Annotated in this window: 12 protein-coding genes and 1 other annotated feature; all 12 genes read left to right on the plus strand. The window is 44.6% G+C overall.

Features of this window, described 5'->3' with window-relative positions:
• Positions 1 to 432 precede the first annotated feature (432 nt).
• The 12 genes from sigG (at position 433) to pyrR (ending at position 10,909) form a co-directional block, all read left to right on the plus strand.
• A complete protein-coding gene (gene sigG, locus F9802_RS04490) occupies positions 433 to 1,209 on the plus strand; it encodes an RNA polymerase sporulation sigma factor SigG (protein WP_152149966.1) in 777 nt (258 codons plus the stop codon).
• A 103-nt stretch (positions 1,210 to 1,312) separates the two neighbouring features.
• Positions 1,313 to 1,585: a YlmC/YmxH family sporulation protein gene (locus F9802_RS04495; RefSeq protein WP_152149967.1), complete on the plus strand. Its 273-nt coding sequence runs from the start codon at positions 1,313 to 1,315 to the stop codon at positions 1,583 to 1,585.
• A 68-nt stretch (positions 1,586 to 1,653) separates the two neighbouring features.
• Complete coding sequence (gene pgeF / locus F9802_RS04500) at positions 1,654 to 2,484, plus strand: peptidoglycan editing factor PgeF (protein ID WP_152149968.1); 831 nt, start codon at positions 1,654 to 1,656, stop codon at positions 2,482 to 2,484.
• Positions 2,481 to 3,152 carry a YggS family pyridoxal phosphate-dependent enzyme gene (locus F9802_RS04505; RefSeq protein WP_152149969.1) on the plus strand — a complete coding sequence of 224 codons (672 nt, stop codon included), beginning with the start codon at positions 2,481 to 2,483 and terminating at the stop codon, positions 3,150 to 3,152. The genes pgeF and F9802_RS04505 overlap by 4 nt, the downstream gene beginning before the upstream one ends.
• A 77-nt stretch (positions 3,153 to 3,229) precedes the next feature.
• Positions 3,230 to 3,604 (plus strand): cell division protein SepF, encoded by a 375-nt coding sequence (locus F9802_RS04510; protein ID WP_404799144.1) that lies wholly within the window; start codon positions 3,230 to 3,232, stop codon positions 3,602 to 3,604.
• 5 nt (positions 3,605 to 3,609) lie between these two features.
• Entirely contained in the window at positions 3,610 to 3,873 is a 264-nt protein-coding gene (locus tag F9802_RS04515; RefSeq protein WP_152149970.1) for a YggT family protein, read from the plus strand.
• Between the two features lie 72 nt (positions 3,874 to 3,945).
• Positions 3,946 to 4,722 (plus strand): YlmH family RNA-binding protein, encoded by a 777-nt coding sequence (locus tag F9802_RS04520; RefSeq protein WP_152149971.1) that lies wholly within the window; start codon positions 3,946 to 3,948, stop codon positions 4,720 to 4,722.
• A 108-nt stretch (positions 4,723 to 4,830) separates the two neighbouring features.
• On the plus strand, positions 4,831 to 5,340 hold the full coding sequence (locus F9802_RS04525; RefSeq protein ID WP_152149972.1) for a DivIVA domain-containing protein: 510 nt from the start codon (positions 4,831 to 4,833) through the stop codon (positions 5,338 to 5,340).
• Positions 5,341 to 5,394: 54 nt separating this feature from the next.
• Positions 5,395 to 5,618 (plus strand) — a binding site (T-box leader).
• A gap of 256 nt (positions 5,619 to 5,874) precedes the next feature.
• Positions 5,875 to 8,643, plus strand: coding sequence for an isoleucine--tRNA ligase (gene ileS, locus F9802_RS04535; protein WP_152149973.1), 2,769 nt, complete (start codon positions 5,875 to 5,877; stop codon positions 8,641 to 8,643).
• Positions 8,644 to 8,811: 168 nt separating this feature from the next.
• A complete protein-coding gene (gene lspA, locus F9802_RS04540; RefSeq protein WP_152149974.1) occupies positions 8,812 to 9,279 on the plus strand; it encodes a signal peptidase II in 468 nt (155 codons plus the stop codon).
• On the plus strand, positions 9,272 to 10,183 hold the full coding sequence (locus tag F9802_RS04545) for an RluA family pseudouridine synthase (RefSeq protein WP_152149975.1): 912 nt from the start codon (positions 9,272 to 9,274) through the stop codon (positions 10,181 to 10,183). The genes lspA and F9802_RS04545 overlap by 8 nt, the downstream gene beginning before the upstream one ends.
• Positions 10,184 to 10,372: 189 nt before the next feature.
• Entirely contained in the window at positions 10,373 to 10,909 is a 537-nt protein-coding gene (pyrR, locus tag F9802_RS04550; protein ID WP_152149976.1) for a bifunctional pyr operon transcriptional regulator/uracil phosphoribosyltransferase PyrR, read from the plus strand.
• The last annotated feature ends 99 nt before the right edge of the window (positions 10,910 to 11,008 follow it).

The raw sequence follows: 11,008 nt of genomic DNA on the forward strand, positions 1-11,008 counted from the left end.
CTGCAGCGCCTTGCTCCTCGGGACAAATAACCTTCCCCAATGAAGCCAAAGGGCGACTTCTTTGGGGGAAGAACATTTGCCTGTCAGAGCAGGACAGGCGCTTCCGCTTTTCCTGTCCAGCTGCGCCTCCTTGGGGCTCGAGGTCATATGCCAGCCTGACTGCATGGCTGAAAAACGCCATTTCGTCAGCCTGTCATATGCTTGTCGCCCCAAAGCAGTCGGTTCCGCTTTTCTACTGTCCAGTTGCAGGCGCTAGCGGCTCGAGGTCATAAGTCAAACTGATTACATGGCTAAAAAGCGCCATTCCATCAGTTTGTCTTATGCTTGTCGCCGCTGGACAAGCGCCTTCCGCTTTTCTTTGATGCATAGTTTTCTTTTTGCGGGGGGATACTGTTTTTGTACAGCAGTTCCTGCGAGGAGGGAATTTTCATAATGGCGCGTAATAAGGTGGAAATATGCGGTGTGGATACTTCGAAACTCCCGGTGTTGAAGAATGAAGAGATGCGTGATTTGTTCCGTCGTCTTCAGGGCGGAGAGCTGAGCGCACGGGAAAAGCTCGTGAATGGGAATTTGCGGCTTGTGCTGAGTGTGATTCAACGCTTTAACAATCGCGGTGAGTATGTGGATGATTTGTTTCAAGTGGGCTGTATTGGACTGATGAAATCAATTGATAATTTTGATCTAAGCCACAATGTCCGTTTTTCTACATATGCGGTGCCTATGATCATTGGTGAGATTCGGCGGTATTTGCGCGATAATAATCCGATTAGAGTTTCCCGGTCTTTGAGGGATATAGCTTATAAAGCCCTGCAAGTGAGAGAAAGACTTATTACGGAAACTTCGAGGGAGCCGACGGCTGAAGAAATCAGCAAAGAGCTCGATGTGCCAAAAGAAGAAATCGTATTCGCACTGGATGCGATCCAAGACCCGGTGTCATTATTTGAACCGATTTATAATGATGGCGGAGATCCGATTTTCGTGATGGACCAATTAAGTGATGACAGTCATAAAGATACAAACTGGATCGAAGAAATTGCTTTGAAAGAAGGGCTAAAGAGACTGAATGACCGCGAGAAAATGATTATTCGCAAACGCTTTTTCCAAGGGAAAACGCAAATGGAAGTAGCTGAAGAAATTGGAATCTCACAGGCGCAAGTATCACGGCTTGAAAAAGCAGCCATCAAACAAATGAATAAAAACATTAATTAACAGATGACAAAGACTCTTTCAAGGCAGCTGCCTAAAGAGTCTTATTTTTTTTTGTGTGCATATATTATTATATCGGCAACTAAGAAACAAAGGAGGCACAGCATTGGGAAGAATATCTGACTTTCAGCTAAAAGACATTGTCAATGTAGCCAATGGAAAAAAGCTAGGGAATATTTCCGATATTAATTTAAATTTAACGGCGGGAACAATTGAATCCATCGTTATCAGCAGAGCAGGGAAAATTCTCGGCCTCTTTGGAAAAGAGGAAGAGATTGTCATTCCGTGGGCACAAATTGTCAAGATTGGCGAAGATGTTATTTTAGTTCGGCATTCCATGCAGTCTCTTCCGACAGAAGCGGGTGCAAGGGAGGAATAATTTGTTTTTCAGTGACGTTTCTTGGTTAATTGTGTTACACTAAAAGAAAATGCTCGGGAGTAGGAAAAATGACGGAACCTTTTGTTTCTGCACACAACAGCTTTTATATAATAAAGGATTGGCATGAGGCAGTTCCCGGTCTTGTCGCGGGCTTTTCTACTAAAGTCGGTGGGAAAAGCACCGGAGATTTCAACAGCTTAAACACCGGTTTTCATGTAAATGACCGCCCGGAAGAAGTACGCGCCAATCGACAGACGATTGGCGAGCTTCTTGGTTTTCCGGCTGAAACATGGATTGGTGCTTGCCAGACGCATGGAAACCGTATTGAGGGTGTAACAAAATTAGATAGCGGAAAAGGAGCTCTTCACTATAATACAAGCTTCTCTGACACAGACGGTTTGTATACGAATGAAAAGGGCATCCTGTTAACGCTTTGCTATGCGGATTGTGTACCACTTTACTTTTTATCAAGGAAACATGAAAGAGTGGGTACAGCGCATGCGGGCTGGAAAGGAACGGTTCTTGGGATCGGCTTTCATATGGTGGAGCAGTGGAAGAAAGATGGGATTACGCCGGAAGAAATCGAGGCAGTAATCGGTCCTTCCATTTGCAAAAAATGTTATAAAGTTGACAATCGGGTCATCGACGCGGCACGCCGCTGGGTGAACGACAGCCCGCTGCCTTTCTCGCCGGTTATAGGAGACCCGGGGCAATTTCATTTGTCCCTGCAGCATTTAAATGAGCTGATCTTAATAAAGGCTGGCATTCCAAAACAAAGTATTCGCTCGACGAAACGGTGTACGAGCTGCAGCACTGAGTTTTTTTCTCACCGCCGCGATCAAGGGAAAACAGGAAGAATGGTTGGGTTCATTGGCTGGAAGGAGAGAGTTTCATCATGAAAGTAGCAAATAAATTACAGGACGTGCAGCTGCGGATTCAGGCAGCTTGCAAAAAAGCGGGCAGGCAGCCGAATGAAGTGACAGTCATTGCTGTAACAAAATATGTCTCAACAGAGAGAGCACAAGAAGCACTCGAAGCAGGAATTACTCACCTCGGCGAAAATCGGGATGAAGGCCTTTCAGAAAAGTGGGACAAGCTGAAGGGAGAACCTGTCTGGCACTTTATCGGCAGTTTGCAGACGAGAAAAGTCAAAAACATTATTGATAAAGCTTCATACATACATTCACTCGACCGGCTTTCGCTCGCAAAGGAAATTAATAAGCGCACCAAACAGCCAATCAACTGCTTCATTCAAGTAAATGTATCAGGAGAAGAATCAAAACACGGCTTATCTCCTGAAGAAGTGATTCCTTTTGTGAAACAGCTGGCTGAATTCGAACAAATTGTTGTCTGCGGGTTAATGACGATGGCTCCATTAACAGACGATGAAAAAGTACTGAGAAGCTGTTTTAAAAAGCTGAAACAGCTTCAGGTGGAAGTGCAGCAAATGAAGCTGCCTCACGCTCCATGCAATGAATTATCAATGGGGATGAGCAATGATTATCAACTTGCCATTGAAGAAGGCGCAACTATGATACGAATTGGCACGGCCCTTGTTGGTGAATAAACCCGGGAGGTGAAATGGTGGGAATCAAATCTAAGTTCAAAGCTTTTTTTCTTTTGGATGAAGATGACTATCAGTTGATGGAAGAAACTGAGACGGATGAAGGGGAGACAGTAAAAAGCCCGAAAGCAGCGAAGAAAAATGTAGTCAGCCTGCAAAGCGTACAAAAATCTTCAAAAGTCATCCTGAGTGAACCACGGGTATTTGCAGAAGCACAAGAAATTGCCGACCATTTAAAGAACAGGCGGGCTGTCGTTGTAAACTTGCAGCGCATTCAGCACGATCAAGCAAAAAGAGTAATCGATTTTTTAAGCGGTACTGTTTATGCTATCGGCGGAGAAATTCAACAGCTTGGCCAGAAAATTTTTCTATGCACTCCGGACAACGTAGAAGTGGACGGAAGTATTTCACAATTTTTAACAGAAGACGATAATGATAATACGAGGTGGTCATAAGTAATATGGTATTAGTAGTCGATTTATTAAGTAGAGCTATTGGGATTTATTCATGGGCTCTCATCATATATATTTTAATGTCTTGGTTTCCAAATGCGCGTGAAACCTCAATCGGCCGCTTTCTTGCCAGAATTTGCGAGCCATATTTAGAGCCTTTCAGAAAGATTGTTCCTCCGCTCGGCATGATCGATATTTCACCACTCGTCGCTTTCTTAGTGTTAAACTTGGCTACGAGAGGCTTGCATCAGTTGGCCGTGTGGGTAAATTAATAGCTTCATTGCAAAAGGAAGCGGGCGCTTCCTTTTTTGCTTTTACGATTAGTAAGTAAAGGAGGCCAGGGGATGTCGTCCATTTACCAGCATTTTCGCCCTGAAGAAAAAGAATTCATTGATCAAGTTCTCGAATGGAAAAGAGAATCGGCTGAAATGTATGCGCCGAAGCTGACGGATTTTCTAGATCCAAGAGAACAGGAAATTGTCCGTGCCGTCGTCGGTACACAAGATGAATCGGCTGTTGCTTTTTTCGGCGGAACGGTCCATTCGGAAAGAAAAAGAGCCTATATTTGCCCGGCCTATTTTACTCCTGAAGACAAAGACTTTGAAATTGCGCTGTATGAAGTGAGCTATCCCGATAAATTCGTCTCTATTTCGCATCCGCACGTGCTCGGCAGCTTAATGGGGCTCGGGCTGCGCCGGGGGAAATTCGGCGACATCTTAACCGACGGTAAAAGATTTCAGTTTTTGGCGGCAGAGGAAGTCGGCAGCTACATTGAACTGAACTTTAACCAAGTTGGAAAAACGCCCGTTACATTAAACAAAGTAAGTTTTGATCAAGCATTTATTCAAGAAGAAGAGTGGAGGGAAGCGAGTACAACCGTCAGTTCTCTTCGGCTTGACGCCATTCTTTCTGCTTTCACGAAGCAGTCCAGACAGAAAGTTCAAGCACTCATTAAAGGTGGTCTTGTGAAAGTGAACTGGAAACAGGTGGAAAACCCAGCGTTTGAATGTACGGAAGGGGATGTGTTTTCTGTCAGGGGAGCCGGAAGAGCTAAGCTTTTGACGATTGAAGGAAAGACGAAGAAAGAAAAATGGCGAATTATATTGGGAATAATAAAATAAATTCTTAAAATTACAGGAATTTTACCACAAACTGCTGAAAAAGCTTTATAATATTAAGCAGTGGATTAAAAAATTTGTCAATCAGAGATTTGCAGTGGAGGTGGGCTTATGCCTTTAACGCCGTTAGACATACATAACAAAGAATTTAGCCGTGGATTTCGCGGATATGACGAAGACGAAGTAAACAGCTTTTTAAATCAAGTTATTAAAGATTATGAGTTAATCATCCGAGAAAAAAAAGAGCTGGAAGATCAGCTTGCCAGCCAGACAGAAAGACTCGGATACTTTTCGAACATTGAAGAAACGTTGAATAAATCTATTGTAATCGCTCAAGAAACAGCTGAAGAAGTAAAAAGAAACGCTCATAAAGAAGCGAAACTCCTCATTCGAGAAGCCGAAAAGAACGCGGACCGCATCGTCAATGAATCGTTAGCAAAAGCAAGAAAAATTGCTGTCGAAATTGAAGAGCTGAAAAAGCAATCGAGGGTGTTCCGCATGCGTTTTAAAATGCTAATGGAAGCTCAGCTTGATTTACTGAGCAACGATGACTGGGATGCTTTAATGGATTTCGAAGTGGACAAAGAGGAACTGGAAAAACTAAGCGAAGAAGAGATGTAAGCTTGACGAACTGGCTGACAATTTTTATAATTAAAGCATTACAAAACGAATAAGATAAACGCGATGATAGGGACAGTACATTTTTTCAGCTTTTTAAGCGAGCCGGGGGGCGGTGTGAGCCCGGTACAAGCGAAAAATGGAAGATCGCCCTGGAGTGCTCTTTTCAAAAGGGAACACCTAGTAGGAAAGAGCGGATCATTCACGATACGAATGCTTAAGTGAACACGGTTTTTCGTGTTAAACAGGGTGGTACCGCGGGAAACCTTCTCGTCCCTTTTTCAGGGATGAGAAGGTTTTTTTATCGTTTAGGAAACTATAAAATAATCGCATTATGGATCACTTTGCTAATGAAGTCGGTCTACGTCCAGCTTCAGCGCCTAGCCCCTCGAGGTCAAATAACCTTTCCTCAATGAAGTCAAAAAGCGGACTTCTTTGAGGAAAGAACATTTGCTTGTCGGGGCTGGGCAAGGCGCTTGCGCTTTTGTTCTTTGTCCAGACAGTGAGGTTGCAGCTGTAAAAAAAGGAGGATCAATCATGGAATATAAAGATACATTATTAATGCCTAAAACAGAATTTCCAATGCGGGGGAACTTGCCAAAGCGTGAACCGGCTATGCAAGAAAAGTGGAACGACATGAATATTTACGAAAAAGTACAGGAGCGTACGAAAGGCCGGCCGATGTTTGTGCTGCATGACGGCCCTCCGTATGCTAATGGGGACATTCATATGGGCCATGCGCTCAATAAAATTTTAAAAGACTTCATCGTCCGCTATAAATCAATGAGCGGCTTTCATGCCCCATACGTGCCCGGCTGGGATACGCACGGTTTGCCGATTGAACAGGCGCTGACAAACAAAGGTGTGAAGCGCAAAGAAATGACAATTGCAGAGTTCCGCAAGTTGTGTGAAGAGTACGCATATGAACAAGTAGCAAACCAAAAAGAGCAATTTAAGCATTTAGGCGTCCGCGGTGATTGGGAGAATCCATATATTACGCTGAAGCCGGAATACGAAGCACAGCAAATTAAAGTATTCGGCGAAATGGCTAAAAAAGGCTATATTTACAAAGGGCTGCGCCCTGTGTACTGGTCCCCGTCAAGTGAATCAGCACTTGCAGAGGCTGAAATTGAGTATAAAGATAAGCGGTCCCCGTCTATTTATGTCGCATTCGATGTGAAAGACGGCAAAGGAGTGCTTGAAGAAGGCACGAAAATCATCATCTGGACGACTACGCCATGGACTATTCCTGCCAACCTTGGGATCGCTGTGCATCCGGAGCTGACATATACCGTCGTTGAAGCAGACGGAGAAAAATACGTAGTGGTGGAAGATTTAGTCGAGGAAGTAGCTGCAAAGTTAGGCTGGGAATCGAAAGAGACAGCGAAAACAGTAAAAGGAGCGGAGCTGGAGAACATTTTAGCGAAGCATCCGCTGTACGACCGCGATTCTCTCGTCATGCTCGGAGAACATGTGACGACAGATTCAGGTACCGGCTGTGTCCATACGGCACCGGGCCACGGGGAAGATGACTTTATCATTGGCAAGAAATATGGACTGGATGTTCTTTGTCCGGTAAATGATCGCGGGGTCATGACAGCTGAAGCCCCTGGCTTTGAAGGACTGTTTTATGACGAGGCGAACAAACCGATTACAGAAAAGTTGGGGGAAGCGGGCTCGTTGTTAAAACTGGAGTTTTTTACTCACTCGTACCCACATGATTGGCGGACGAAGAAACCGGTCATTTTCCGGGCAACAGCGCAGTGGTTTGCGTCCATCGATAAGTTCCGCAATGAACTGCTTGAAGCGGTCAAAGAAACAAAATGGGTGCCGGCATGGGGAGAAACGCGTCTGTTCAATATGGTTCGTGACCGCGGAGACTGGTGCATTTCCCGCCAGCGTGCATGGGGTGTGCCGATTCCGGTATTTTATGCCGAAAATAACGAGCCGATCATTACAGATGAAACAATCACCCATGTGTCTAGCTTGTTCCGTAAGCACGGATCAAACGTTTGGTTTGAAAGAGAAGCGAAAGACCTTCTGCCGGAAGGCTTTACACATCCAGGCAGCCCGAACGGCCAATTTACTAAAGAAACAGACATTATGGATGTCTGGTTTGATTCAGGTTCTTCTCATCAGGCAGTTCTTGAAGAGCGCGATGACTTGCAGCGCCCGGCTGACCTTTATCTCGAAGGTTCCGATCAATACCGCGGCTGGTTTAATTCTTCATTAACAACTGGTGTGGCAGTCACTGGTAAAGCTCCTTACAAAGGCGTGCTGAGCCACGGTTTTGCTCTTGATGGGGAAGGACGCAAGATGAGTAAATCACTTGGCAACGTCGTCGTACCGTCTAAAGTAATGAAGCAGCTTGGTGCCGATATTTTGCGTTTATGGGTCGCTTCTGTCGACTTTCAGGCAGATGTCCGTGTATCCGATGCAATTTTAAAACAAGTAGCGGAAGTATACCGAAAGATCCGCAACACGTTCCGCTTCCTGCTCGGTAACCTCGCTGATTTCCAGCCGAAAAGAGATGTCGTTTCTTATGAAAACCTTCGGGAAGTAGATCAGTTTATGCTCGTCAAACTTAATGAGCTCATTAAAGAAGTGCATCATCATTACGATAATTATGAGTTCGCAGCGATTTATCATGCGGTCAACAATTTCTGTACAGTCGATTTAAGTTCTTTCTACCTCGATTTTGCGAAAGATATTTTATACATTGAACCGGAAAACCATCAGGACCGTCGGGCGATTCAAACGGTCCTGTACGAAACGCTGCTTGCTTTAACAAAACTGCTTTCGCCGATTTTATCACATACGACAGATGAAGTTTGGGCGTATGTGCCAGATGCTGATGAAGAAAGCGTACAGTTAACAGATATGCCGGAATGGAAAGAACTTGCCGGCGCAGCTGAGTTGACGGAAAAATGGACGAAATTTATGAATCTTCGCGATGATGTATTAAAAGCGCTTGAAGAAGCACGTAATGAAAAAGTGATTGGAAAGTCATTAACAGCGAAAGTCACTTTATATACAGATGAAGAAACGAAAGCTTTGCTAGATTCGATTCATGAAGATATGAAACAACTGCTTATCGTTTCAGGGTTTGAACGGGGAGGATCAACAGCAGAAGCACCGGACCAAGCTTTGAAGTTTGATCATGTATCTGTCGTTGTTGAAAAAGCAGTTGGGGAAACATGCGAACGCTGCTGGATTGTTTCCACTGAAGTCGGAGCGGATTCAGCCCATCCGACGCTGTGCCCTCGCTGTGCTCAAGTTGTCTCAGAGCATTATACTGAGGTGTAACGGGGAAATGTAAGCCAGCCGGAATGACCGGTTTTAATTGGAGGTTGTCCTGCAGGTGTCCGTTCTGATAAATTATGCCTATTGGAATAATTATCGGGAACGGACACGCTGCTGCGGGACAGCTTTTTTAATGGATAAGAGGAAACGTGCAGGAATGGAGGAATTCCTTTGTACTATTTGGTGGCACTATTGGTGGTTTTACTGGACCAGTGGACAAAGTGGCTGATCGTAAAAAATATGGAAATCGGAGAAAGTGTGGAAGTGATTAAAGACTTTTTCTACATCACTTCTCACCGTAACCGAGGAGCTGCCTGGGGCATGCTCGAAGGACAGTTATGGCTGTTTTATATCATTACAGTTGTAGTAGCGGCGGGAATTGTTTATTATATGCAGACAGAAGCGAAAAATAAACCGCTCATGAAAAGCGCACTCGGCTTTTTGCTGGGAGGCGCGATAGGCAACTTTATTGACCGTGTCTTCCGAAAAGAAGTCGTCGACTTTTTCAATACGTATATTTTCAGCTACGACTTTCCGATATTTAATATTGCTGATGCGGCTCTTACCATCGGAGTCATTTTGTTGATTATAGCGATGTTTATCGAAGACAGAAAAGAAAAGAGGAAATTGAATGGATAAAATCGAGCATATCGTCGGTGAAGATGAGAAAAATGCGCGAATAGACAAAGTGGCGGCTGGACTAAATGAAGAATGGTCGCGCACACAAGTGCAAGAGTGGATAAGAGCAGGGTTAGTTAAAGTGAATGACAAAGCCATCAAGTCCAATTATAAATGCATGCCGGGAGATCAGCTGTTCATAGAAATTCCCGAACCAGAGCCGCTTGACATTGAAGCGGAAGACTTAGGTCTCGATATTTATTTTGAAGATAAAGATGTGCTTGTCGTTAACAAGCCGCGCGGGATGGTTGTCCATCCTGCTCCGGGGCATTTATCCGGCACGCTTGTCAATGGATTAATGGCTCACTGCAAAGATTTATCCGGCATAAACGGAGTGATGCGTCCGGGAATCGTCCACCGGATCGATAAAGACACATCCGGACTGTTGATGGTAGCGAAAAATGACATGGCTCATGAAAAGCTTGTTCAACAGCTCGTAGACAAATCCGTAACGAGAAAATACAAAGCGATTGTTCACGGAATCATTCCGCATGATTACGGGACGATAGATGCGCCGATCGGACGCGATCAAAAAGACCGTCAAAGTATGGCTGTTGTCGATGGCGGAAAGCATGCCGTCACTCACTTTCAAGTGATTGAACGGTTCAAAGACTTCACGTTTGTTGAATGTGTGCTTGAAACGGGCCGAACCCATCAAATCAGGGTACACATGAAATATATCGGCTACCCGCTTGCCGGTGATCCGAAGTACGGGCCAAAAAAAACACTGGATATTGAAGGTCAAGCGCTGCATGCGGGCGTGCTTGGTTTTGTTCATCCGCGTACAGATGAATATATGGAGTTTGAAGCGCCGCTGCCTGAAGGACTTCAACAACTTTTAAAGTTATTGTCGAAAAACAATTGACAATCAGTGAGTGTTGCAGTAAGCTTGAAACAGTTGAATAAGACCTTTAAACACAGTCCCGTGAGGCTGGCAAGGTAGCGGATGATATACAGGAAAAGACTGTCTTTTTTATCTGTATGTCGCTACATCTGTCCTCTCGTCCACACGGCGGGAGGGCTTTTTTTATGATTAAGGCTAAGAGGTGATTAGATGGAAAAAGCAACAGTCATGGATGAGCAGGCGATACGCCGGGCGTTAACGAGGATCGCTCACGAAATACTCGAAAAGAACAAAGGCATAGAAAATTGCGTACTCGTCGGTATTAAAACAAGAGGAATTTACTTGGCGAAAAGGCTGGCGGAACGTATTAAACAAATAGAAGGGCAGGACATACCGGTCGGTGACCTCGATATTACCCTGTACAGAGATGACTTGTCTGTTAAAACAGAAAACAGCGATCCAGAAGTAAAGGGGTCGGATATACCGGTTGATATAACAAATAAGATCGTCATTCTCGTAGATGACGTGCTGTTTACCGGCAGAACGGTTAGGGCCGCTATGGATGCAGTAATGGACATCGGCCGGCCGTCACATATTCAAATGGCTGCATTAGTGGACCGCGGCCACCGCGAGCTGCCGATCCGTGCAGATTACATTGGAAAAAACATACCATCGGCCAGCAGTGAACGAATTGTAGTCGCCCTGCAAGAAGTAGATGCGATGGACCGGGTAACCATTCATGAATAGAACGAGCGCTCTTTAATAGCTGTCCAGAGAGATAAGCGAAGAAGAATATCGGCTTTGTGAATGTATAATCTATACACTACTTATTTATAAACATGCATA

The sequence above is a fragment of the Bacillus aerolatus genome (genome assembly GCF_009183655.1).
Taxonomy (GTDB): Bacteria; Bacillota; Bacilli; order Bacillales; family Domibacillaceae; genus Pseudobacillus; species Pseudobacillus aerolatus.

Coding starts and splice junctions, on each gene's coding strand:
- sigG (WP_152149966.1), top strand. CDS start 433: ATGGCGCGTAATAAGGTGGAAATATGCGGTGTGGATACTTCGAAACTC.
- pgeF (WP_152149968.1), top strand. CDS start 1,654: ATGACGGAACCTTTTGTTTCTGCACACAACAGCTTTTATATAATAAAG.
- F9802_RS04505 (WP_152149969.1), top strand. CDS start 2,481: ATGAAAGTAGCAAATAAATTACAGGACGTGCAGCTGCGGATTCAGGCA.
- F9802_RS04510 (WP_404799144.1), top strand. CDS start 3,230: ATGGAAGAAACTGAGACGGATGAAGGGGAGACAGTAAAAAGCCCGAAA.
- F9802_RS04515 (WP_152149970.1), top strand. CDS start 3,610: ATGGTATTAGTAGTCGATTTATTAAGTAGAGCTATTGGGATTTATTCA.
- F9802_RS04520 (WP_152149971.1), top strand. CDS start 3,946: ATGTCGTCCATTTACCAGCATTTTCGCCCTGAAGAAAAAGAATTCATT.
- F9802_RS04525 (WP_152149972.1), top strand. CDS start 4,831: ATGCCTTTAACGCCGTTAGACATACATAACAAAGAATTTAGCCGTGGA.
- ileS (WP_152149973.1), top strand. CDS start 5,875: ATGGAATATAAAGATACATTATTAATGCCTAAAACAGAATTTCCAATG.
- F9802_RS04545 (WP_152149975.1), top strand. CDS start 9,272: ATGGATAAAATCGAGCATATCGTCGGTGAAGATGAGAAAAATGCGCGA.
- pyrR (WP_152149976.1), top strand. CDS start 10,373: ATGGAAAAAGCAACAGTCATGGATGAGCAGGCGATACGCCGGGCGTTA.